This window comes from Terricaulis silvestris, from assembly GCF_009792355.1.
In the GTDB taxonomy this organism is placed as follows: domain Bacteria; phylum Pseudomonadota; class Alphaproteobacteria; order Caulobacterales; family Aquidulcibacteraceae; genus Vitreimonas; species Vitreimonas silvestris.
In genome coordinates this window covers 3,194,972-3,215,617 of the sequence record NZ_CP047045.1, presented here as the reverse complement: position 1 = coordinate 3,215,617, position 20,646 = coordinate 3,194,972, and the positions used below count along the sequence as shown (strand labels likewise).

At 63.7% G+C, this 20,646-nt stretch carries 24 protein-coding genes; 15 read left to right on the top strand and 9 right to left on the bottom strand.

Annotated features, from left to right (window positions below; genetic code table 11):
- Positions 1-82 precede the first annotated feature (82 nt).
- The 6 genes from DSM104635_RS16505 (at position 83) to DSM104635_RS16480 (ending at position 5,020) form a co-directional block, all read left to right on the top strand.
- Positions 83-979 (top strand): class I SAM-dependent methyltransferase, encoded by an 897-nt coding sequence (locus tag DSM104635_RS16505; protein WP_158767265.1) that lies wholly within the window; start codon positions 83-85, stop codon positions 977-979.
- A gap of 76 nt (positions 980-1,055) precedes the next feature.
- On the top strand, positions 1,056-1,355 hold the full coding sequence (locus tag DSM104635_RS16500; protein WP_158767264.1) for an SCP2 sterol-binding domain-containing protein: 300 nt from the start codon (positions 1,056-1,058) through the stop codon (positions 1,353-1,355).
- A 14-nt stretch (positions 1,356-1,369) separates the two neighbouring features.
- Positions 1,370-2,308, top strand: coding sequence for an alpha/beta fold hydrolase (locus DSM104635_RS16495; protein ID WP_158767263.1), 939 nt, complete (start codon positions 1,370-1,372; stop codon positions 2,306-2,308).
- Between the two features lie 12 nt (positions 2,309-2,320).
- Positions 2,321-3,373, top strand: coding sequence for an SDR family oxidoreductase (locus tag DSM104635_RS16490; RefSeq protein ID WP_158767262.1), 1,053 nt, complete (start codon positions 2,321-2,323; stop codon positions 3,371-3,373).
- Positions 3,374-3,446: 73 nt separating this feature from the next.
- Positions 3,447-3,794: a YciI family protein gene (locus DSM104635_RS16485; protein ID WP_158767261.1), complete on the top strand. Its 348-nt coding sequence runs from the start codon at positions 3,447-3,449 to the stop codon at positions 3,792-3,794.
- A complete protein-coding gene (locus tag DSM104635_RS16480; protein WP_158767260.1) occupies positions 3,791-5,020 on the top strand; it encodes an RNA polymerase sigma factor in 1,230 nt (409 codons plus the stop codon). Before DSM104635_RS16485 ends, DSM104635_RS16480 begins: the two co-directional genes overlap by 4 nt.
- Before the next feature lie 7 nt (positions 5,021-5,027).
- Here DSM104635_RS16480 and DSM104635_RS16475 read toward each other — a convergent pair whose 3' ends face one another.
- Together DSM104635_RS16475 and DSM104635_RS16470 are read right to left on the bottom strand one after the other, a co-directional pair.
- Positions 5,028-5,474, bottom strand: coding sequence for a hypothetical protein (locus tag DSM104635_RS16475; RefSeq protein WP_158767259.1), 447 nt, complete (start codon positions 5,472-5,474; stop codon positions 5,028-5,030).
- A 377-nt stretch (positions 5,475-5,851) separates the two neighbouring features.
- Positions 5,852-6,580 carry an acid phosphatase gene (locus DSM104635_RS16470; protein WP_158767258.1) on the bottom strand — a complete coding sequence of 243 codons (729 nt, stop codon included), beginning with the start codon at positions 6,578-6,580 and terminating at the stop codon, positions 5,852-5,854.
- Between the two features lie 145 nt (positions 6,581-6,725).
- Here DSM104635_RS16470 and katG point away from each other — a divergent pair, with 145 nt between their 5' ends.
- Positions 6,726-8,918, top strand: coding sequence for a catalase/peroxidase HPI (gene katG, locus DSM104635_RS16465; protein ID WP_158767257.1), 2,193 nt, complete (start codon positions 6,726-6,728; stop codon positions 8,916-8,918).
- Between the two features lie 54 nt (positions 8,919-8,972).
- On the opposite strand, the gene DSM104635_RS16460 is transcribed toward katG, so the two are convergent.
- Positions 8,973-9,812 (bottom strand): class I SAM-dependent methyltransferase, encoded by an 840-nt coding sequence (locus DSM104635_RS16460; protein ID WP_158767256.1) that lies wholly within the window; start codon positions 9,810-9,812, stop codon positions 8,973-8,975.
- A 70-nt stretch (positions 9,813-9,882) separates the two neighbouring features.
- Positions 9,883-10,182, bottom strand: coding sequence for a hypothetical protein (locus DSM104635_RS16455; RefSeq protein ID WP_158767255.1), 300 nt, complete (start codon positions 10,180-10,182; stop codon positions 9,883-9,885).
- 88 nt (positions 10,183-10,270) lie between these two features.
- Between DSM104635_RS16455 and DSM104635_RS16450 the strand changes: the two genes are divergently transcribed.
- Positions 10,271-11,311: a winged helix-turn-helix domain-containing protein gene (locus tag DSM104635_RS16450; protein WP_158767254.1), complete on the top strand. Its 1,041-nt coding sequence runs from the start codon at positions 10,271-10,273 to the stop codon at positions 11,309-11,311.
- Between the two features lie 76 nt (positions 11,312-11,387).
- Positions 11,388-11,783: a nuclear transport factor 2 family protein gene (locus tag DSM104635_RS16445; RefSeq protein WP_158767253.1), complete on the top strand. Its 396-nt coding sequence runs from the start codon at positions 11,388-11,390 to the stop codon at positions 11,781-11,783.
- Between the two features lie 51 nt (positions 11,784-11,834).
- Here the strand turns inward: DSM104635_RS16445 and DSM104635_RS16440 are convergent, their stop codons facing one another.
- Positions 11,835-12,242: a GFA family protein gene (locus DSM104635_RS16440; protein ID WP_158767252.1), complete on the bottom strand. Its 408-nt coding sequence runs from the start codon at positions 12,240-12,242 to the stop codon at positions 11,835-11,837.
- A 49-nt stretch (positions 12,243-12,291) separates the two neighbouring features.
- A complete protein-coding gene (locus tag DSM104635_RS16435; protein ID WP_158767251.1) occupies positions 12,292-12,765 on the bottom strand; it encodes a VOC family protein in 474 nt (157 codons plus the stop codon).
- 90 nt (positions 12,766-12,855) lie between these two features.
- Between DSM104635_RS16435 and DSM104635_RS16430 the strand changes: the two genes are divergently transcribed.
- The 3 genes from DSM104635_RS16430 (at position 12,856) to DSM104635_RS16420 (ending at position 15,165) form a co-directional block, all read left to right on the top strand.
- Positions 12,856-13,500 carry a glutathione S-transferase family protein gene (locus DSM104635_RS16430; protein ID WP_158767250.1) on the top strand — a complete coding sequence of 215 codons (645 nt, stop codon included), beginning with the start codon at positions 12,856-12,858 and terminating at the stop codon, positions 13,498-13,500.
- Between the two features lie 194 nt (positions 13,501-13,694).
- Positions 13,695-14,237 carry a dihydrofolate reductase family protein gene (locus tag DSM104635_RS16425; protein ID WP_158767249.1) on the top strand — a complete coding sequence of 181 codons (543 nt, stop codon included), beginning with the start codon at positions 13,695-13,697 and terminating at the stop codon, positions 14,235-14,237.
- 124 nt (positions 14,238-14,361) lie between these two features.
- Positions 14,362-15,165, top strand: coding sequence for a hypothetical protein (locus DSM104635_RS16420; RefSeq protein WP_158767248.1), 804 nt, complete (start codon positions 14,362-14,364; stop codon positions 15,163-15,165).
- 194 nt (positions 15,166-15,359) lie between these two features.
- Here the strand turns inward: DSM104635_RS16420 and DSM104635_RS16415 are convergent, their stop codons facing one another.
- Positions 15,360-16,415, bottom strand: a complete 1,056-nt coding sequence (locus DSM104635_RS16415; protein WP_158767247.1) for a 1,9-bis(guanidino)-5-aza-nonane synthase — start codon at positions 16,413-16,415, stop codon at positions 15,360-15,362.
- A gap of 93 nt (positions 16,416-16,508) precedes the next feature.
- On the opposite strand from DSM104635_RS16415, the gene DSM104635_RS16410 reads away from it, so the two are divergent.
- From DSM104635_RS16410 to DSM104635_RS16400, 3 genes are all read left to right on the top strand, one after another.
- A complete protein-coding gene (locus DSM104635_RS16410) occupies positions 16,509-17,141 on the top strand; it encodes a dihydrofolate reductase family protein (protein WP_158767246.1) in 633 nt (210 codons plus the stop codon).
- A gap of 64 nt (positions 17,142-17,205) precedes the next feature.
- Positions 17,206-18,684: an MATE family efflux transporter gene (locus DSM104635_RS16405; RefSeq protein ID WP_158767245.1), complete on the top strand. Its 1,479-nt coding sequence runs from the start codon at positions 17,206-17,208 to the stop codon at positions 18,682-18,684.
- A 46-nt stretch (positions 18,685-18,730) separates the two neighbouring features.
- Positions 18,731-19,504: a glucose 1-dehydrogenase gene (locus tag DSM104635_RS16400; protein ID WP_158767244.1), complete on the top strand. Its 774-nt coding sequence runs from the start codon at positions 18,731-18,733 to the stop codon at positions 19,502-19,504.
- Between the two features lie 3 nt (positions 19,505-19,507).
- On the opposite strand, the gene DSM104635_RS16395 is transcribed toward DSM104635_RS16400, so the two are convergent.
- Both DSM104635_RS16395 and DSM104635_RS16390 read right to left on the bottom strand, forming a co-directional pair.
- Positions 19,508-19,894 (bottom strand): hypothetical protein, encoded by a 387-nt coding sequence (locus tag DSM104635_RS16395; RefSeq protein ID WP_158767243.1) that lies wholly within the window; start codon positions 19,892-19,894, stop codon positions 19,508-19,510.
- Between the two features lie 73 nt (positions 19,895-19,967).
- Positions 19,968-20,627, bottom strand: a complete 660-nt coding sequence (locus tag DSM104635_RS16390; protein WP_158767242.1) for a cyclase family protein — start codon at positions 20,625-20,627, stop codon at positions 19,968-19,970.
- Between the last annotated feature and the right edge of the window lie 19 nt (positions 20,628-20,646).

Below are 20,646 nucleotides of genomic sequence, written 5' to 3'. Positions count from 1 at the left end.
GAAGCCGAAAAACGGGTTCAAGGGGGGCGCTGCGGGCGCGGCGTTTTGACAATGTTAGCGCTTCCGGCGTAGCGCATCGGCCATGACGCTCCTGACCCGCCGCCACGCCGTGTTCGCGCTTGCAGCAGGCGTCGCCGCTTGCGGCGACAACCGTAGCGCCGCCGATGCGCCGCCGGCGGGCTCGCTGGGCTGGGCGATCGCGGGGCCATGGCGCATCGATGCCGAGCGCGATCAGTATCGCCACCCGCTGCAGACGTTGTTGTTCTGGGGTCTGCAGGGCGACATGACAGTGCTGGAAATTTTGCCGGGGCTTGGCTGGTACACGTCGATCCTCGCGCCGTATCTGAATGCGAACGGCGGGCATCTGATCGCGGCCGGTTTCGATCCGCGCGGCGGCACGCTGGCGCAGCGCGAAACGCTGGCGACGTGGGAGCAGCGCTTCACGCGCGACGAAGACGTCTATGGCGAGATTACGCGCACGGCTGTCACTGCTGGCGGCGCGGCGCTTGCGCCGGCGAACAGCGTCGATCTCGCGATCCTTCCTAACAACGTGCACACGCTGATGGCGGAGGGCATCGCCGAGCGCGTGTTCCGCGATGTGCTTGCCGCGCTGAAGCCGGGCGGCGCGTTTGGCGTGGAGCAGCATCGCGCGGCGTCGACGGGTCTGCAGGATCCGTTGGCGGGAACAGGTTACGTGCAAGAAGCTTACGTGAAGGCGCTGGCGCAGGAGGCGGGGTTCGAGTTCGTCGCGGCGAGCGATGTGAACGCCAATCCGCGCGACACCCGCGATCATCCGTTCGGCGTCTGGACGCTGCCGCCGACGTTCCAATCGGCGCCGCTCGGGCAACCGGAGGATCCGGGCTTTGATACGTCGCCCTACGAAGCGATCGGTGAAAGCGACCGCATGACGCTGAAGTTCAGAAAACCGACCGGCGCTGCCGTCACGGCGCCCATTCCGCCGGCTGAATCGCAACCTTGACGCTGCCGTCACCCTTGCGGCGGCGCCGCTGCTGGTGTGTAAGGGGCCGAGGCTAGAGCACGCCGGAGGATGCGCGATGACGTACGATGAAATCCTGAACCGCTTCAAAGAAGGCACGGTTGTCGTTCCCGGCAAAAAAGTGAAGTTCGACTTCGGCGACGCCGGCAAGATTTTCCTCGATGGCGGCGCGAACGCCGTTTCGAATGAAGACGCCGTTGCCGACACGACTATCAAAGTGAAGCTCGAAGATTTCGTCGCGATGGCGCAAGGCCAGCTCGACCCGACCGCTGCGTTCATGCAGGGCAAGCTCCGCGTCGAAGGCGACATGGGCGTTGCGATGCAGCTGCAAGGCGTGATGGCCAAGCTGCGGGGCTAAGGAACACACGACGCATGGCGTTCGTCCGCGTCCCAGGCAATGACATTCCCGAGGGCGCCGAAGAGCACTGGCTCGAGGGGCGCGGCGGCGTGAAGGTGCGCGTGCTGACCGCGCCTGCACGTGGGGCGCCACGCGGCTCGGTGATTGTCGCGCCGGGGCGGACCGAGTTCATCGAAAAATATTTCGAAGTGATCCGCGAGCTGCAAGCTCGTGGCTTCGCCGTGTTCTGCATCGACTGGCGCGGGCAAGGCTTGTCGGGCCGCGAAGTCGACAATGGGCTGAAGGGCCACTTCGTTACGTTCGACGACCCGGTGAACGATCTTTCCACGGCGCTGAAGCTGCTCGCCGATCGCTTGCCGCGTCCGCACATCGGGCTGGCGCATTCGATGGGCGGGGCGATCTTGTTGCGCGCACTGCAGACGCGGCGGATCGAGCTTGATGCGGCGGCGTTCACGGCGCCGATGTGGGGCTTGCCGGGGCTGAAGGATTTTCAGAAGAAGTATGCGCGCTTCATGGTGTCGCTCGGCTTGGGCGGCACGTTCGCGCCCAGCGTTGAAAAGAAATGGAAGCGTGAGAACTTCAAGCGCAACCCTGTCACCAACGACAAGGAGCGGCATTCGCGCTGCCAAGGTCTGATCGCGGAAGAGCCGCGGCTGGCGTTGGCGGGGCCGACAATTGGCTGGGTGGCGGCGGCGGCTGATGCGATCGAGGGCTTCCAGGTTCCCGGTGCGCTGGCGCATCTGCGCATCCCGATCCTGGTGGCGACGGCGGCGGACGAGCAGCTCATCGACAACGCGAGCCACGATGACGTGATTCACAATCTGCCCGACGCGACGCACATCACCATCGCCGGCGCCAAGCACGAAATCCTGATGGAGCGCGACGACAAGCGCGCTGAATTCTGGGCCGCGTTCGATTCACTGACTGAACGCGTCGTCCCCGCTCACGCTTAAACGGAGGCCGACATGGCCGGAGAATTGGTTCTCGTCACCGGCGGCACCGGCTTCATTGGCGCGCATTGCATCATCCAATTGCTGAATGCCGGCTACATGGTGCGCACGACGGTGCGCAATCTGGCGCGCGAGGAAGACGTCCGCACCATGATCCGACAAGGCGGCGTCGAGCCGGGTGAGCGGCTGGAGTTTGTCGCGGCGGATCTGACGAGCGATGCGGGTTGGCCGGAGGCGGTCGCGGGTTGCGCGTACGTGCTGCACGTGGCGTCGCCGTTTCCGCCGGCGATTCCGCAGCATGAAGACGAGCTGATCATTCCGGCGCGCGAGGGCGCGTTGCGTGTGCTGCGCGCGGCGCGGGATGCCGGCGTGAAGCGTGTTGTGTTGACGTCGTCCTATGCGGCGATCGGATACGGACAGAAGCCAAAGAACCGTCCCAACACCGAAGAGGATTGGACCGATCCGAATGGCGACGATGTGCGCGCGTATGTGAAGTCGAAGACGCTTGCCGAGAAGGCCGCGTGGGATTTCATTGCGCGCGAGGGCGGGGCGCTGGAGCTTTCGGTGGTGAATCCGGTCGGCGTGTTCGGACCGGTGCTGGGGCCGGACTATTCGACCTCGATCCTGCTGGTGCAGCGTTTGATGGACGGCGCGCTGCCGGGCTGTCCGCGGCTCTATTTCGGCTGTGTGGATGTGCGCGACGTGGCGGGGATGCACATTGCGTGCATGACCAATCCCGCCGCGAAGGGTGAGCGGTTCCTGGCTTTGGCGGGTGAGTTTCTCTCGGTCGCGCAGATAGCGCGCATGCTGAAGCGGACGATGGGGCCGGCGGCGAAACGCGTGCCGACGATGGAGCTGCCGGATTTCATGGTGCGGCTCGCGGCGATGCGCGATCCGGCGGTGCAGCAGATTTTGCCGGAGTTGGGCAAGCGCAAGAATGGCTCGAACGAGAAGGCGCGGCGGGTGCTGGGCTGGACGTTCCGCTCCAACGAAGAATGCATCACGGCGACGGCGCAGAGCTTGGTGGAGCTTGGGCTCTTGAAGGATTCGCAGAAAAAAGCGGCGTGAGCGTCGAAATGCGCTGGCGCCGCGCGTCACGGGAGTGCGGGCGATTGGCCCGCTGAAATTCCGGAGAAGTCCGATGCGGTATCTGATTTTGGTCTACGGCAAAGAATCCGACTGGGCAGATGTTACGCCTGAGCGCGCGGGTGAAATCATGGGCGCGTATGGCGCCTACACCGAAGCGCTGAAAAAGGCCGGCGTCCATATCTCGGGCGATGAGCTCAATGTGGTGGCCACAGCAAAGAGCGTGCGCGGTGTTGGCGGCACAAGCATCGTCGACGGTCCGTTCGTGGACACCAAGGAAGCGCTCGGCGGCTACTATCTGATCGAGTGCGCGAGCGATGCGGATGCGCTGAATTGGGCCAAGCAGGCGCCGACGATGTTGCATGGCGGGGGCGTGGAGCTGCGCCCAGTCATGGTGCGGTGAGCGAAGCGCGGATTGCCGAACGCGTCGCGCGCGAAAGTTATGGGCGACTGCTCGCTCTGCTCGCGGCGCGCACGCGCGATGTCGCCGCCGCTGAAGACGCGCTGGCCGAAGCGTTCGCGGCGGCGCTGAAGGCGTGGCCGCACACCGGCGCGCCGGACAATCCCGAAGCGTGGCTGTTCGCGGCGGCGAAGCGCAAGCTGATCGATAGCGCGCGGCGCGCAAAAACGGCGGCGCTCGGTGAAGCGGAGATTGTGCGCGGCATCGAGGAGCTGGAAGCGGAGATGAGCGCGGAGAAGGCGCCGGATCATCGTTTGGGACTGATGTTCGCGTGCGCGCATCCCGCGATCGACGAGAACGTGCGCACGCCATTGATGCTGCAGGCGGTGCTGGGGTTTTCGGCGGAGCGGATCGCGGCGGCGTTCCTGGTTGAACCGGCGGCGATGGGTCAGCGGCTGGTGCGGGCGAAGAAGAAAATCCGCGATGCCGGCGTGGGCTTTGATGTGCCGCCGGCGGAGGAGTGGGCCGAGCGCTTCGATGCGGTGCTCGATGCGATTTATGCGGCGTATGGCGTGGGTTGGAGCGATCCGCTGGGCGCTGATCCGGAGCGGCGCGGCTTGGCGGAAGAGGCGATTTGGTTGGGACGCGTGTTGGCGGCGCAATTGCCGGATGAGCCGGAGGTGCTGGGATTGCTGGCGCTGATGCATCATCTCGAAGCGCGACGCGTGGCGCGGCGTGGCGCCGATGGGCGCTATGTGCCGCTGACGGAGCAGGACGTGGCGTTGTGGCGGCATGACGAGATAGTGGAGGCGGAGCGCTTGCTGCACGCAGCGGCGCGGATGGGGCGGATTGGGCGCTATCAGCTTGAGGGCGCGATTCAGTCGGCGCATGCAGCGCGGGCGTTTGAACGTGAGACGGACTGGGATGCGGTTGTCACTTTGTACGAAGCGCTGGCGCAGCTGACGGGCTCGCCGGTTGCGCATCTAAACGTCGCGGCGGCGACGGCGCGGCGCGATGGCGCGGCGCAGGCGCTGACCGCGCTCGGCGCGCTGGTGGAGCGTTTTCCGGCGTTGCAGAGCTATCAGCCGTATTGGGCGCTGCGCGCGGATCTGTGCGCGAAGCTTGGGCGCGTGGACGATGCGCGCGCGGCGTACGACGAAGCGATCGCGCGTGAGCGCGATGCGGCGGTGATTAGGTTTTTGTCGGAGCAGCGGAAAAGTTTGGCGTGACAGCGTGCTAAGTGTCGCGCGAACTTCGCTCCACCACAAAGGCCGCGCCGTCGATGGCGGAAAGAGCGGTTGAGAATTGCGCGACCAGCTCGTCCATCATCGGTTCCGTTGGCGTCTGACCGTTCGACCTGGGCCGCAGCTCGAGCATTATCTGGTAGTCTTCCGCGGAGCGCAAACGCATGCACGTGATCGTCATCCCGTCGCCTGTCATGTAGAACCCATCGTCTTCGTCCCACGGCTCTTGGTGAAATTCGAGGCCATGCGCACTGGCGAAGGCGCGCATGTGCGCGACGAACGCGATTCTCTTGGGCTCATCGCTGAGGTCGATTCGTCCGAAGCGTCTCGGCTCCTCGGCGAGTTCGCTGAACACTCGGATGGCGCGGAAGCCCATCTGCTCTAGCGCTCGATAGAAGCTCACGAAGTCGCCGACCGTCGCGTCCTGATCGACGCGCATGATGATACAAGTCTCAGCAATCGGCCTCGGCGCAATATTGAGAGCCTCGAATAATGCCGGCAATTGCTCCGCAGCGTTCTGCGACGTTGGCGCCTGTCTTTGAGGCAGGAATTCGTGTGGCCACCGGACGATTGGTCCTCCGCCGCGCGACGCCGTCACAGAGAATCCATCTTGATCGCTCGGCGTGAGGCGCACGATCGCGTCAGCGTATATGCAGGGTGGCCGCAATACGCAGTCCTCAGGGCGCTCCAGTACCTCGAAGAAACACTGATCTCCGACTGGGAAACCTACCTCGATTGGCTTCGGCGCCTTGGCGCAGCTCGCGAGCGTGATCGATAGAAGGGCAGCTAGGAACGCGCGGAGAGGTGCGCACACGCTCAGTCCAAACCTGCTGCAGCCAACTCCGCGCGCGCTGCCGTAAGCTCGCGCTGAAAATCCGGATCGGCATGCAGGCGCGCGATGGCGGCGGACGCCACGGTGCGGCCGGCTTCTACGTCGCTGGGGTAGTGTACGCCGCAGACGACGCGGCTCCAGGTGAAGTCGCGGCCGCGGTTGATGATGGCGTCGGCGCGCGAGGGGACGAGTTCGGCGAGGACGAGCGACCAGCCGAAGCCGAGTGCGGCGTGGCCGGAGGGATAGGAATAGCTCGTTGGGCGCGGGATGCAGGTGACGATGCTGTCGTCGTGCACGAATGGGCGGTCGCGGCGATGGACGAACTTGATCGGATCGCCGGCGAAGCCCGCGGCGCGGCCGGCGCGGTCGAGCACGGCGGCGGTGGCGGGGAAATTCGCGCCGGTGAAGTTGGCGCCGAGGACGGAGTCGAACGCGGCGAAGGGATCGATCTGGTTGTCTTCGACGGCTTGCTGGCGCCGTTCGGCGGTCCACGGCCCGTGCACGATCGCGCGTTCGGCCAGTTCGAGTGGGCCGTCGGCAACGGGCGGCGGCGGGATGAAGACACTGGGGTCGATTTGAACGGCGGGATTGCGTTCGGGAGTGGCGGGATGTGTCGGTTCGGTGCTTGGCGTCGGCGCGGCGACGGGTGCCGGAGCAGGCGTGGCGCAGGCGGCGAGCGCGAAGGCGACGGCGATTGTGAGTGTTCTGAGCATGTTATCCCCAGGCTCTAAGTTGCACGCAGACTAGAGCGTCGGCGCCGCCGGAACCAGTAGTGGTTCGCTCTATGGATGGCGTGGGTAAAATCGATTGGTCCGATGGGGCGCCGGGGTCTATCTCCACCGCTTAGGAGGACTCCCCATGGCAGCTGCTGACGGAAATGACTCAAAATGCCCGGTCCCGCATGCGCGCGGACGTTTGAATCGGGATTGGTGGCCGAACCAGGTCAATGTGAGCGTGCTGCACCAGAACACGGCGGAGTCCGATCCGTACGGCGAGGCGTTCAACTACGCCAAGGAGTTTGAGAGCCTCGATCTCGATGCGGTGGTGAAAGATCTCACTGCTTTGATGACGGACTCGCAGGACTGGTGGCCGGCTGACTACGGACACTACGGTCCGTTCTTCATCCGCATGGCGTGGCACGCGGCCGGCACGTATCGCGTTGGCGACGGACGCGGCGGTGGTGGCCGTGGGCAGCAGCGCTTTGCGCCGCTGAACTCGTGGCCGGACAACGGCAACCTCGACAAAGCGCGGCGCTTGTTGTGGCCGATCAAGCAGAAGTACGGCGCGAAACTGTCGTGGGCAGATCTGCTGATCCTCACGGGCAACGTCGCGCTGGACTCGATGGGCTTCAAGACGTTTGGTTTCGGCGGCGGCCGCGCCGATGTGTGGGAGCCGGAGAACCACGTGAACTGGGGCGCGGAAGATGCGTGGCTTGCTGATAGCAAGCACGCTGCGACGCGTTACTCAGGTGACCGCGAACTGCATGGCGATTTGGGCGCGGTGCAGATGGGTCTGATCTACGTCAACCCGCAGGGCCCGGACGCCAATCCAGACCCGGTCGCGTCGGCGCGCGATATTCGCGAGACGTTTGCGCGCATGGCGATGAACGACGAAGAGACTGTTGCGCTCGTCGCTGGTGGCCACACGTTCGGCAAAGCGCACGGTGCCGGTCTGGAAAGCCATGTTGGCAAGGAACCGGAAGGCGCTGAGATCGAGCTGCAAGGCTTGGGCTGGATCAACTCGTTCGAAAGCGGCATGGCGGGCCATACGATCACGTCGGGCATCGAAGGCGCGTGGAAGCCTAACCCCACGAAGTGGGACATGGGCTATTTCGACACGCTGTTCGGCTTCGAGTGGGAGCTAACGAAGAGCCCGGCCGGCGCGCACCAGTGGAAACCGAAGGGCGACGCTGGTCGCAACGTCGAAGACGCGCACGATCCGAGCAAAAAGCACCAGCCGATGATGACGACGGCGGACATGGGACTGCGCATGGATCCTGAGTACGAAAAAATCTCGCGCCGCTTCCACAAGGACCCGGCGGCGTTTGCCGATGCGTTCGCGCGTGCGTGGTTCAAGCTTACGCACCGCGATATGGGGCCGAAGGTGCTCTACAAGGGCAAGCTGACGCCGAAGGAAACGCTAATCTGGCAAGACCCGATCTCAGGCGCGAAATCGACGATCAGCGGTGGCGATGTCGACGCGCTGAAGGCGAAAATTCTCGCCAGCGGGCTCTCGACGCGTGAGCTGATCGAAACGGCGTGGGCTTCGGCTTCGACCTATCGTGGGTCCGACCGTCGCGGGGGCGCCAATGGCGCGCGCATTCGCTTGGCGCCGCAGAAGGACTGGGAAGTCAACAAGCCGGCCCAACTCTCGAATGTGCTGTCGAAGCTCGAGGCGATCCAGAAGGAGTCCGGCGGCAAGGTCTCGCTAGCGGACCTCATCGTTCTCGGCGGCGCAGCGGCGGTTGAGAAGGCGGCGAAGGACGGCGGCGTCACGGTGAAAGTGCCGTTCACGCCGGGCCGCGCCGACGCAACGCAAGAAGAAACGGAAGTGCATTCCTTCGAATTCCTCAATCCGAAGGCCGACGGTTTCCGCAACTATGTTCGCAAGCCGATCATGGCGACGGAAGAGCATCTGATCGACAAGGCGCAATTGCTTGAGTTGTCCGCGCCGGAACTGACGGTGCTGATCGGCGGCTTGCGCGTGCTGCAAGTTGGCGACGACAAGAAGGGCGTGCTCACGAGCAAGCCTGGCGTGTTGAGCAACGACTTCTTCGTCAACCTGCTCGACATGGGCGCGCAGTGGAAGGGTATTGGCGGCAGCCAAGAAGACTTCGAAGCGCGCGATCGCAAGTCGGGCCAAGTGAAGTGGACCGGCACGCGCGCCGATCTCATCTTCGGCTCGCACTCGCAATTGCGGGCGCTGGCGGAAGTGTACGGCGCCGCCGACGCGAAGGAGAAGTTCGTGAAGGACTTCGTCAAAGCGTGGGCGAAGGTGATGGAGCTGGATCGCTTCGATCTGCACACGCCGCGCCCGGCCGGCGCGCAATAAGGACTAGGCGAGAACGGGGACTGGGCGGCGCAGAAAGGCGCCGCCCTTTGCTTTTCACGCGTTTGCGGTGACGATCCAGCAGGCGGCGGGAAACAGCACGGCGCTATCGCGATAGTGCGGCGTGAGCGCATCCGTCAGCCGGCGCTTTGCTTCTTCGGCATCGAGGCGCTGGTCGGCGATGGCGCGTGAGCAGGGGCCGATGCGCAACAGGAACGCGGCGATGTCTTCGAGTGCGCCGCCGCCGCCGACATTGATCTCACCGTCCCAGCGCGAGACTTCGATGTCGCGCCACGCCGCTTCGTTGAGGATGCGCTTGACCTTGTCGGAGTCGGCGAAAGCGTAAGGTCCGGGCGCATCGGGATCGGGCGCTGGTAGCGGCGCTTTCAGCATCGGCTCGATCGCGGCGATCGGCACGGTGGCGAACAAATTCTCCGGCATCGGCGCCCAGCAAACGAAAGCCAGCTTGCCGCCGGGCTGCATCACGCCGCGGATGTGCGTAAAGGCCGCGCTCGGTGCTTCGAAGAACATGACGCCGAAACGTGAGAAGGCGCGGTCGAAGCGCTCGGCGAATGTTGCGGTTGCAGCGTCGCCTTCGACGAAATCGGCGGCGATGCCTGCTTCGCTTGCGCGCTCGCGCGCGACTTGCAATAGCTGCGGCGATAGGTCGACGCCCACCACGTTGCCGGACGCGCCGACGCGGCGTGCGATCTCAAGGCTGGTCGCACCGGACCCGCAGCCGATGTCGAGCACGCGCTGGCCCGGCTGAAGGTCGGCGGCGGCGAGTGCGGCGTCTGCGATCGGCGCGAGCATGACGTCGATGCGTTGCGCGTAAGCCGCCCACTCTTCGCCCGCTTTGCCGCTCCAATAGTCACGTTGTGTGGGCTTGTCGGGCACGCGCACCTCCTCACTCGCGAGCGAGTCTAAAGCATGCGCGCCGGTTCCAGCTAGACCGTCGTCACGAGGCTCAGTGAAAGATGCCGACGGCGGCCTCGACCCAGATCATCATGACGACGGCCCCAATCGCCGCGGCGATCAAGAGGCGGGTGCGCAGCGTGGTGACTTTCCAGGTCGCCAGTTCATAGAGGAGGCCAGCGCCGACCAGCAGACCGCCCATGAAGGCGAAGTCGGTCACAGTCCAGTTCACCCCCTCGACGTTCATGCGCATCGCCACGAGCGGCGCGAGCAGGATCAGCGCGGTGGCGGCAACCCAGGCCGTCGTCAGAAAAAACCGCCCGCCGCCGCCATTGTGTGAACTTGCCGCCATTTGCCTTGCCTCCGTTGAACGTTGAGGTTTCAACCTGCCTGCCGCGTCGCGTGAGCGGCATGAGCAAGTCGTGAGGATTTACTGAGCAGTGGCATCCGGCGCATTTCGCTTCGATCGTTTCCGCCTCGATCTGCAGGACCGTCAGCTGACGCTGGACGATGCGCCCGTGGAGCTGAACAGCCGCTATCTCGACGCGCTGGCGCTGTTGGTGCGCGAGCAGGGCAAGCTGGTTTCCAAGGAGCGCTTCCTGGAGGAAGTCTGGCGCGGCGTGCCGGTGACGGACGAGGCGCTGACGCAGTGCATTAAAACGCTGCGCCGGCAGCTCGGCGACGATGCGGCTAGCCCACGCTTTATCGAGACGGTGCCGAAGCACGGGTACCGGTTCATTGCGCCGGTGACGTCCGCGGACAGAGCGGGCGTGGGCACCGCGACGGCGTTTTCTTGGAGGCAGTTCTTTGTGCGTGGCGGCGCGGGCGCGCTCGGTGGCGGCGTCGCCGGGGTTTTCGTGGGACTGTTCTACGGCTTCGCCGGCGCGCAAGCGGGCGCGGGCGGGCTGTCCGCGCTGCTGGTGCTCGTCGTGCTCTGCATTCTGCTTGGCTTGATTGCGGCGGCTGGTGTGGGGTTTGGCATTGCGGCGGCCGCCTTCTCACCGCGACAGCTGTTGCAGTGGAGCGTGATTGGCGGCGGGTTTGGCGGATTGATTGTCGGCGCCTTCGGAAAATTGCTCGGGCTCGATGCGTTCAACCTGCTGCTCGGGCAAACACCGGGCGAGATCACGGGCGCGGCTGAAGGCGCGATTGTTGGCGGCGCGGTTGGGCTTGGCGCTTGGCTCGGCGCCCGTGTCTCCGGTTCGTTCGTGCGCCGCATTGCGCCGGCGGCTTTGGCGGGCGGCGCGGCTGGCGCGATCATTCCTGTGCTGGGCGGACGGATGCTGGGCGGCAGTCTCGATTTGTTGTCGCGGCAGTTTCCGAACTCGCGTTTGCAGGTCGATCAGATTGGAGCGCTGTTTGGCGAGAGCGGTTTTGGGTCGATCACGCAGAGCGTCACCGGCGGGGTTGAAGGCGGGCTATTCGCGGCGTGCGTTGTTGGCGCGATGATTTTCGCGCGGCAGAGGTTCGCGGCGCTGTAGGCGCACGGAACCTCGGCGATTGGCGGAACTGGCCGGATCAAGCGCGGTTCTCCATGGAGGCATCCAGGAGCAACACATGACAAATGCGACCAAGGAAGAAATCATCGCGCTGGAAACGTCGTACTGGGAAGCGATGAAGCGCAAGGACGGCCAGCGCACGTCGCAGCTTTCAGGCAAGACATCGCTCACCACGGGCATGCGCGGCGTTACCACGATCTCCAAGGACAAGATGGGCAAGATGACCGAGGACGGTCATTGGACGCTGGAATCGTACGAGTTCGACGACGTCGAAGTCGTCACGCCGGCGCCTGACGTCGCGATCATTGCGTACACGGTGAAGCAGAAGGTCACGATGGACGGCAAAAAGCAGGAACTCCACGCGGCGGATAGCTCAACGTGGGTGCGCGGCGCCAATGGCTGGGAATGTCACGCGCACAGCGAGGCGTTTCTGCAGGACGGCAAGAGCGCGTAACGAAAGCGTCGTGAGATGATTGAGGCCGCTCCATTCGGAGCGGCCTCGACTTTAGAGATAGCCCGTGATGGCGGGCGGGTTTTGCCAATTGTTGTGCAGTCCGTCGGAGAAGCGCACCGGCGTGGCGGCGAGTTCCTCCGGCGTTGCGTCGTCCAGCGTGGCAACGAACACGCTAACGAAAGGCCCACCCATATAATCGGCGTCACCGCGGCCATAGACGTGCACGCCGCAGGTGGGGCAATGGAATTTGACCGGCGCCTGATCGTGCTTGTGGTAGCTCACCGCGTGATCTTCCCCCGCAATCACGCGAAACGCCTCGGGCTTCATGAATGTCGTCCACGCACGCGCCTTCAGACAATAAGTGCAATTGCACTTGCCCGCGCCTTGGGTGAGATCGATGTCGGCCTCGTAGCGGATCGCGCCGCAATGACAGCTGCCGTGGTAGGTCTTGAGCGCCATGGCTTTCTCCTGCAACCAGTCTACGTCATAGCCGCAGGAGCGCGACGCGTCAGCCCCTCCGCGCGGCGTCGATCTTGGCGACGTCGATCTTTTTCATCTTCATCATCGCGTCGAACGCGCGCTTGGCTTCGGCGCCGCCGGCTGACATGGCTTCGTTCAACGTGCGCGGCGTGATTTGCCAGCTCACGCCCCATTTGTCCTTGCACCAGCCGCACTCGCTTTCCTTGCCGCCATGGCCGACGATTGCGTTCCAGTAGCGGTCGGTTTCGGCTTGATCCTCGGTTTCGATCTGGAAGGAGAAGGCTTCCGTCTGCGGAAACGTCGGTCCGCCATTGAGGCCGATGCAAGGAATGCCGACGACTGTGAACTCAACGACGATCACATCGCCCTGTTTGCCGGCCGGGTAGTCGCTGGGCGCGCGTTGCACGGCTCCGACGCGGGTGTTGGGGAAAATCTCGGCGTAGAAACGCGCGGCGTCTTCCGCGTCGCCGTTGTACCAGAGGCAGATGGTGTTCTTGTTCATGGGAGGCTCCTTTCGCTCCCTCGAAAAACTAGCGCTCCGTGTCGGGAATGGTACCTCTGGACCGTCCTTGGGCTGATCAAGGAGGAACCCATGACCATCACCATTACCGCCTTTGCAGCCGCGCTCGATCAGGGCGCCGGCATGGCGCGAGACATGCGCGTGCGGTGGGCGCTGGAGGAGGTGGGTCAGCCGTATGAGGCGCGGTTGGTTCCGTGGGAAAAGTTCAAGGAAGAGGCGCACATCGCGCGCAATCCGTTCGGGCAGATTCCGACCTATGAAGAACGCGACCTCACGCTATTCGAGTCAGGTGCGATCGTGTGGCACATCGCTGAACGCTTTCCTGGTTTGCTGCCGAAAGACGCTGATGCGCGGGCGCGTGCGTTGATGTGGATGTTCGCGGCGCTGAGCACGGTGGAGCCGCCGATCGTCGATCGCGAAATCGTCGAGTATGCGGAGGATGGCAAGAGTTGGCAGGGTGAACGTTATGCCATGGTCGACGAGCGCATTCGCGGGCGGCTGAACCAGCTCTCTGCGCGCTTTGGCGACGGCGAATGGCTCGATGGCGCCTTCAGCGCGGCCGATATTATCATGGTGCACGTGCTACGGCGGTTGGAAGGAACGGATATCCTGCAAGAGTATCCGAATCTCGCGGCCTATGTCGCCCGCGCCAAGGAGCGGCCAGCTTACAAGCGCGCATTCGCGGCGCAGTTGGCGGCGTGGGAAAACACGCGGTAATTGGTCTCCGCCCCTTGTGGGCGGAGACAGACCGGAGCGAAGCGGAGGTCAGAGGCGGGGTGCTGGTGCTGCATTCTGAGCGTTCAGCGCCGGTACCCCTCACCTGCGCTTGCTGACGCAAACGCTGTCCTCTCCCACAAGGGGAGAGGACCAACGCGTCGCGGTTTCGAGTTATACGGAACGTGGAGATTTGCATGGCGAAGCTGGTCTTTGGAATGAACATGTCGCTAGACGGGTACGTCGACTACGACAGGTTCGCGCCTGATCCGGCGCTGTTCCGCTATTTCATAGAGCAAACGCGCAAGACAGCCGGCAGCATATACGGGCCGCGCCTGTACGAGCTCATGCGCTACTGGGATGGCGACGGTTGGAACCAGGATGGTCGGGCGCAAGACGATCTGCGCGCGTTCGCGGAGGCGTGGCGCGCGATGCCGAAATGGGTCGTGTCGAAATCGCTGAAGGACGTTGGCCCGAACGCGACGCTCATCAGCGAAGATTTCGAAACAGCGATCCGCAAGCTGAAGACCGAGCGCGACGGTGAGATCGAAGTGGGCGGGCCGAAACTCGCGGCGAGCCTGGCGAAGCTTGGCCTGATCGACGCGTATCACGTCTTTCTGCATCCCGTCGTGCTCGGGCACGGCGAACCGTTCTTCGCTGGCGTGACGCCGAAGCTGCGGCTGGTGCGGAGTGAGCCGATTGGGGAGCAGGCGCTGAAGCTGACGTACGCGCCGGCTTAGGGGCGCTACTCGCCCAGCCCACTTACCGTTCCGGCAACTTTCTGTTGCAACTGACCCGAATTGGGACTGCAATCGTGGCGGGTGTGGTCTCTCGTCTGCGGACGAGCCAAATTGGGAGGCAACCGTGAGCGAGCAGGTATCGGTCGCGCCGAAGAAGCCAGTATTTCTAATCGCACTATTTGTGGTCCTCACGCTGCTGACATCAGCGGCCGTTGGGGGCATTGCCTATGGCCTCTATACAGGCTGGCTTACCCCTTACTGGGAAAATTTAAGCGACGCTCACGCTGCGGTGCTCGCGCAGGTGGTTTTCCTGTTTGGCGCTGCGTGGGCGGCGGTGCTTGTGCCGCTATTGTTCGGTGAGCAGCTTCAAAATGTTCAAGACGCGGCTAAGCGCGCTGAAGATACATGCGTCAGAATTGAAACGCGCATGCAAGCGGCCGCGATGGAGTCAGAGCGCGAGCTGAAGAAAATAGTGCGCTTGCAGATGATGTCTGCAGGTCATCTTCTCGATGATCAGCTTGTGCTTCTGGAAACGCCCGAAGACAAGAATGATTTTGTCGATACGCGGTGGGACAAGGCTTACATCAAGCTCCGCCTCGCGCTCTCTTTGCGAGACGGCAACGCTCAGCGCTCGATCGGCAACCACACTCGTCGATCGCCGGAATGGTGGGAAAGAATCAAGTTCTACGACGTTCTCGGCAAGCATCACGATGACTTCAGAACGCTTTCCGACAAGGCGAGGAAGGCTGCACGGAGCCTTGACATTGGTGACTTGCGGGCGGCCAACGCTGCGAGCAGGGCGATTGAAGTCTTCGAACCGACGCTCCCGCGGGAAGAAGAGCTTCCGCAACCAGTTGCCGCACCTGAGACAGCACCGATCTTCATTTCGCCCAGCAATGGGGCGGCCTCGCAGCAATTGCCGCAGTGAGAGTTTCGAAAAAAAAGGCCGCTCCTTTCGGAGCGGCCTTCGTTTCTCGTTAGAACCCTCTTCCCCGAGAGGGGAGAGGGCAGGGTGAGGGGGCGGCTCCGTCGGCAAATGTACGAGCGCTAATCGTTCGGACTCGGCGCTCCACCCTCATCCCAACCCTCTCCCTCCCAAGGGAGCGAGAGGGGGCGACGTAGTTACGCGAACAGCTTCGCCCAATTCCGCGCTTCGCGTTTTTTCCAGCCGCCACGGTGATACGCGTCGCTGACGATAATCGGCGCAACCGATGTCGCTTCCGCGAACACCATTTGCTCGTGCACGGTGCTGACTTTGCCCCAGCTGGCGGCTTCTTGCAGCGTTGAGGAGGAGCAGGCGCCGTCGCGCACATCCGCCACCGTGATCTGCACGGCGTATTTGTGCACTTCGACGTCGTGGTGGCCGAGGATTTCGGCGCAGACGACGGTGTCTTGCGCGAAGTTCTTCGGCACGCCGCCGCCGACCATGAAGAGGGCGGTGGTGCCGGCGGCGAGTTTGATCTCGGTCAGCTCGCGGAAGTCGCCGCCGCTATCGATGGTGAGATAGGGTTTGCCGGCTTTTCGGCGCTCGACCTGGTGCTTGACGATGCCGAAGCCGGCCGAGCAATCGGAGAACGCCGGCACGAAGATCGGCACGCCCTTTTCGTAAGCGCGCTGGATCAGCGAATCTTTTTTCTTGGCGTTCCCGTTGGCGAGCCACTTGCCGAGCTCATAGATGAACTCGCGCGACGTGTACGGGCGCGGCTCGAGCATCTCGCAGATCTCGTAGATCGTGCCGTCGACGTTCTGCAGCTCTTCTTCGTCGATGTAGGTGTCGTAGATGCGGTCGATGTAGAGCGAGCGCAGCGTGTTGTCGTTCGGGATTTCCTTGGCTTGGTAGTGCTTGAAGCCGAGCGCTTCGAGGAAATCCATGTCGATGATGCAGGCGCCGGTGGCGACGATGGCGTCGGCCATGTTGTACTCGACCATGTCGCGCCAGACGTGGAGACACCCACCCGCGCCGGTGGAGCCGGCCATGATCAGCCAGGTCGAGCACTTCTGATCTTCGAGCGCCATGTTGAGAATCGCGGCCGCTCGTGCAGCATCGCGTGAAGTGAAGCTCATCTTGCCCCACGCGTCGATGATCGGGCGCGCGTCGAACGACGCGATGTCGATGTGCTCAACGGGGCTGGAGAGAAGTTCCGCTTTGCGGTTCGAGTCGATTTTGGCGTCAGCCATGGGAGGTGCTCCTATGGGCGGCGTCGAGCTAAACCGTCTCGCGGACGCTCCGCCGACACGAGACGCGGCTGCAAATAGGGTAATCCAGCGGGAATGCAAGAAGTTTCCGGAACCGGCGCGCCGGCGCTGGGTTCGGAAGCTATGGCGCAGCTCTTCCTGCAAATCGCAACCTCGCTCGATGGCTACATCGAAGACGCCAATCACGACATTGGCTGGATGATTGAAGACCCCTCGATCGATCCGTTCATGACTGACGTGTTACGCGGCGTGGACGGGATGATCTTCGGCAAGACGGCGCACAAGCTGCTCGCGGAATTCTGGCCGACGGCGGGCGAGCAGAAAGGCGCGTCGGACGAGTTGAAGGCGCAAGCGGAGCTGATGAACCGGATGCCGAAGTATGTGCTGACTCATGGCGGCGAGGAGACCGGCTGGAACAATTCGCACGCAATTCGCGCCGAAGACGTGCCGCGGCTAAAACGCGACGCGAAGCGGCCGATCGCGCTCTATGCCGGCGCTGGTGCGGCTCAAGCACTGATGGATCAACTCGATGAGATACGGTTGATCCAGTATCCCATTTTGCTTGGGGCGGGCACGCCGCTCTTCGCCGAGGACAGTAGGCGAAGACCGCTGCGTCTGCTTGAGAGCCGTGCTGCAGCGCTACGCGCCAGCTTAAGGTGGTTGAGCTGTGGGGAAGTGAGGCCGCGCCGTCCCTGCCTCATAGAATAGATAGGGCGCCTTGGCCGAATTACCAGAATTGGCGCGGCGCGCGGTTCGGACTAGCTAGCGCGCCATGGCCAGCACTCCGAAACTTCGCCACGTCGATCTCACACAGGGACCGATTACCCGCACGCTCGTTATGTTCTCGCTGCCGGTGCTTGGCACCAGTGTGTTGCAGTCGCTGAACGGGTCGGTGAATGCGATCTGGGTCGGGCGGCTGTTGGGCGAGCAGGCGCTGACGGCGACGGCCAACGCGACGCTCATTCTGATCTTCATGCTGGGCGCGGTGTTCGGCGTCGGCATGGCGGCGACGATCCTGGTTGGCCAGGCGGTGGGCGCGAAGAAACCGGACGAGGTGAAGCGCATCGTCGGCACGGCGATGACGTTTTTCATCATCCTCTCCGCGGTCACGGCGATCGCCGGCTACACTTTGAGCGAGCCGATCCTGCGGCTGATGCAAACGCCGCCGGAAGTGACGCCGCTGGCGGTGACGTATCTGCGGGTGATCTTCTTGTCGCTGCCGTTCATGTTCGTCTCGGCGCTGCTGATCATGATCCAGCGCGGCGCGGGCGATGCGAAGACGCCGTTCCGGTTTTCGATCCTGGCTGTCGGGCTCGACATTGCGTTCAACCCGCTGCTGATCCTTGGCGTCGGGCCGCTGCCGGAGATGGGCATTGCCGGCGCCGCGATGGCGACTTTGCTGTCGCAAGCGATCTCGATGGTGGTGATGGTGGCGTATCTCTACTGGCGCAAGTCGGAGATCGTGCTTTACCGCGGCGAGTGGCACTTTCTGAAGCCCGATCCGGCGATCATGAAGACGCTGGTGGTCAAGGGTTTGCCGATGGGTGCGCAGATGCTCGTCGTTTCGATTTCGGCCGTCGTGATGATGGCGATGATCAATAGCTATGGCGCGCAAACGGCGGCCGCTTACGCCGTCGCGATGCAGTTGTGGACTTATCTGCAGATGCCGGCGATGGCGATCGGGATGGGGGTGTCGTCGTTCGCTGCGCAGAACGTGGGCGCCAAGCGCTGGGACCGAGTGGACGCGACGGCGCGCTCCGGAGTCGGCGTCAATGTTGCGCTGACGGGGGCGCTGATCGTGGTGCTCTACATTGTCGATCCTTACTTGGTGCAGCTGTTCCTGCCGGGCAATCCGGAAGCCATCGCGCTGGCTGAGCACATCAACAATATCGGGGCCTGGGCCTATGTCGGGTTCGGCGTGATGTTCGTGCTGTTCGGCGTCGTGCGCGCGACGGGCGCCGTGACGCCGCCATTACTGATCATGGCGTTCTCGCTTTTCGTTGTGCGCATAAGTTTTGCGGTGTTGCTGCAGCCCTACTGGGGCGCAGATGCGATCTGGTGGAGCTTCGCGGTCAGCATGATGACGTCGATGCTGCTCTCCGTTGCGTATTATCGCTGGGGCGGATGGCGTAAATCGCGGATGGGGCCGGCGCATGTCGAAGAAGCGCCCGACACCGGCGCGGGCGCGCCGGCGATTGACGCGATGGCGGCCAACGCGGTCGCAATCGACGACGAACCGCAAAAGGCCTAGCGCTACGCCGCGTCGAGCGTGCAATCTCCCGCGCAGGGAGGAACACATGAGCGAACTTGCAGGGCGCGTGGCGTTGGTGACAGGCGGCGCGCGAGGGCTGGGCGCCGCGGCGGCGAAGGCGTTGGCGGAGAAGGGCGCGAAGGTTGTCGTGAGCGACGTAAGCGATGGCCGCGAGACGGCGAACGCCATCGACGGCGCGTTCGTGAAGCATGACGTCACTAGCGAAGATGAATGGATCGCGGCCATAACGTTCGCGAAGGAGACGTTCGGCGGGCTCGATATCCTCGTCAACAACGCCGGCATCTTTTGGGCCAAGCCGCTGGCGATGGAGACGCTGGAAAGCTTCCGCAAGATGCAGCAGGTGAACGTCGAGGGCGTGTTTCTCGGGCTGAAGCACGCCATTCCGGTCATCGCCGAGCGAGCTGAGAAATGGGATGGCGGCGGGTCTATCGTGAACCTGTCGTCGGTGGCGGGGCTTGTCGGCGCGCCGATGACGCTGGCCTACAATGCCTCAAAGGGCGCGGTGCGGCTGATGACGAAGGCGGCGGCGCTGGAGTGTGCGCGGGCTGGGCAGAAGGTGCGCGTGAACTCGGTGCACCCCGGCATCATCAACACGCAGATGATGACCGACGCGGCCGAGCAGATGGCGGGCGCGAGCGGCGTCAATGACATGATGGAACGCTTTGCCGCGTTTCACCCGATGGGGCGATTGGGGCGCGACATCGATGTTGCAAACGCGGTGGCGTTTCTGGCGTCGGACAAAGCGGCGTTTATGACGGGCAGCGAGCTGGTCGTCGATGGCGGCATGACGGCGATGTGAGTGCTACACGTTCACGCCGAACCAGAGCGCCAACGAGGCAATCGTCAGCAGAATGTTGCCGACGTGTGGGCCGCGAAATGCAATCGCGTTCCAGAGCGCGGCGGGCATGTAGATGCCGATGCCGAAATAGAGTAGCAGCGTGCTCGCCGTGGCGTCGAACCATTGCGGCGCGAAGAACATCCAGAGAGTCGCTGCGGCGACCAACGACCACGCGATCGATGGCAGATGCCACATCGCGTACATGAGGCGGCGGTTGACGGGGTTTTCCAGAATACGGCTGCCGTTCGTCGCGGCGTAGAGCGGGCGCAGGATATAGCGCTCGCTCAGATATGAATGGCCAATCGCGCAGCCGAAGCCTGCGATCGCGGAGACGATGAGCAACAGGTTCATACGCTAACGCTCTGCCAGTTTGCGCGAGCGCGCCAGCCTCTGCCGTAACGGATGCGTCTAGCCGCCGCGTGCGTCAGCGGAGCACAGCGTACGCGCGCACGGGAAACGTGCCCATGCCGACGACCGGCGGCGGCGCGGCGTGGAAGGTGAAGCCTTGCGGCGGTAGATCGTTGAGGCGCGTCAGGTGTTCGCCGATGGGAATGTCGGCGGCCAGTAGGATGGTGTGGACGGGACGGCGCTTGGTGCGGGTGTCGTCGATATTGTGGGAGTCGATGCCGACGAAGGCCGCGCCGTTGTCGGCGAGATAGCGCGCTGCCTCTTCGGTGAGGAATGAGTGGTCGCTGAAATAGGGAGGCGTGCGCCAGTGCGCGTCCCAGCCGGTGGCGATCAGCACGGCCTTGCCGCGCACATCGAGGCCGGCGAAATGCTCGGGTGTTGTAGCGAGGCCGTTCTCGTGCGGGTTGCGCACCATGAGGCCATCGAGTTCGGCGATCGAAGCGAGCGGCAGATGCGCGAGGTCGCGGCCGTCGGCGTAGCGGTGGAAGGGCGCATCGACGTAGGTGCCGGTGTTGGCGACCATGTCGATGCGACCGATGGAAAAGCTGGAGCCGTCCTCGTAGTTTGCCTCTGACGCTTCGCGTGTCCAGTAATCGCAGATCACCGGCCCCGGCAGACCTTTGAACGTCTCCATGCCGTGTTCGATGTGGTGGCTGAGATCGACAAAGTGTGACATGCGACGAGCTTAGGCTCGC

Excerpts from the sequence above, each read along its gene's own strand:
- DSM104635_RS16505 (WP_158767265.1), top strand. The coding sequence starts at position 83 with ATGACGCTCCTGACCCGCCGCCACGCCGTGTTCGCGCTTGCAGCAGGC.
- DSM104635_RS16500 (WP_158767264.1), top strand. The coding sequence starts at position 1,056 with ATGACGTACGATGAAATCCTGAACCGCTTCAAAGAAGGCACGGTTGTC.
- DSM104635_RS16495 (WP_158767263.1), top strand. The coding sequence starts at position 1,370 with ATGGCGTTCGTCCGCGTCCCAGGCAATGACATTCCCGAGGGCGCCGAA.
- DSM104635_RS16490 (WP_158767262.1), top strand. The coding sequence starts at position 2,321 with ATGGCCGGAGAATTGGTTCTCGTCACCGGCGGCACCGGCTTCATTGGC.
- DSM104635_RS16485 (WP_158767261.1), top strand. The coding sequence starts at position 3,447 with ATGCGGTATCTGATTTTGGTCTACGGCAAAGAATCCGACTGGGCAGAT.
- DSM104635_RS16475 (WP_158767259.1), bottom strand. The coding sequence starts at position 5,474 with ATGCGCGTCGATCAGGACGCGACGGTCGGCGACTTCGTGAGCTTCTAT.
- DSM104635_RS16470 (WP_158767258.1), bottom strand. The coding sequence starts at position 6,580 with ATGCTCAGAACACTCACAATCGCCGTCGCCTTCGCGCTCGCCGCCTGC.
- katG (WP_158767257.1), top strand. The coding sequence starts at position 6,726 with ATGGCAGCTGCTGACGGAAATGACTCAAAATGCCCGGTCCCGCATGCG.
- DSM104635_RS16455 (WP_158767255.1), bottom strand. The coding sequence starts at position 10,182 with ATGGCGGCAAGTTCACACAATGGCGGCGGCGGGCGGTTTTTTCTGACG.
- DSM104635_RS16445 (WP_158767253.1), top strand. The coding sequence starts at position 11,388 with ATGACAAATGCGACCAAGGAAGAAATCATCGCGCTGGAAACGTCGTAC.
- DSM104635_RS16440 (WP_158767252.1), bottom strand. The coding sequence starts at position 12,242 with ATGGCGCTCAAGACCTACCACGGCAGCTGTCATTGCGGCGCGATCCGC.
- DSM104635_RS16435 (WP_158767251.1), bottom strand. The coding sequence starts at position 12,765 with ATGAACAAGAACACCATCTGCCTCTGGTACAACGGCGACGCGGAAGAC.
- DSM104635_RS16430 (WP_158767250.1), top strand. The coding sequence starts at position 12,856 with ATGACCATCACCATTACCGCCTTTGCAGCCGCGCTCGATCAGGGCGCC.
- DSM104635_RS16425 (WP_158767249.1), top strand. The coding sequence starts at position 13,695 with ATGGCGAAGCTGGTCTTTGGAATGAACATGTCGCTAGACGGGTACGTC.
- DSM104635_RS16415 (WP_158767247.1), bottom strand. The coding sequence starts at position 16,415 with ATGGCTGACGCCAAAATCGACTCGAACCGCAAAGCGGAACTTCTCTCC.
- DSM104635_RS16410 (WP_158767246.1), top strand. The coding sequence starts at position 16,509 with ATGCAAGAAGTTTCCGGAACCGGCGCGCCGGCGCTGGGTTCGGAAGCT.
- DSM104635_RS16405 (WP_158767245.1), top strand. The coding sequence starts at position 17,206 with ATGGCCAGCACTCCGAAACTTCGCCACGTCGATCTCACACAGGGACCG.
- DSM104635_RS16400 (WP_158767244.1), top strand. The coding sequence starts at position 18,731 with ATGAGCGAACTTGCAGGGCGCGTGGCGTTGGTGACAGGCGGCGCGCGA.
- DSM104635_RS16395 (WP_158767243.1), bottom strand. The coding sequence starts at position 19,894 with ATGAACCTGTTGCTCATCGTCTCCGCGATCGCAGGCTTCGGCTGCGCG.
- DSM104635_RS16390 (WP_158767242.1), bottom strand. The coding sequence starts at position 20,627 with ATGTCACACTTTGTCGATCTCAGCCACCACATCGAACACGGCATGGAG.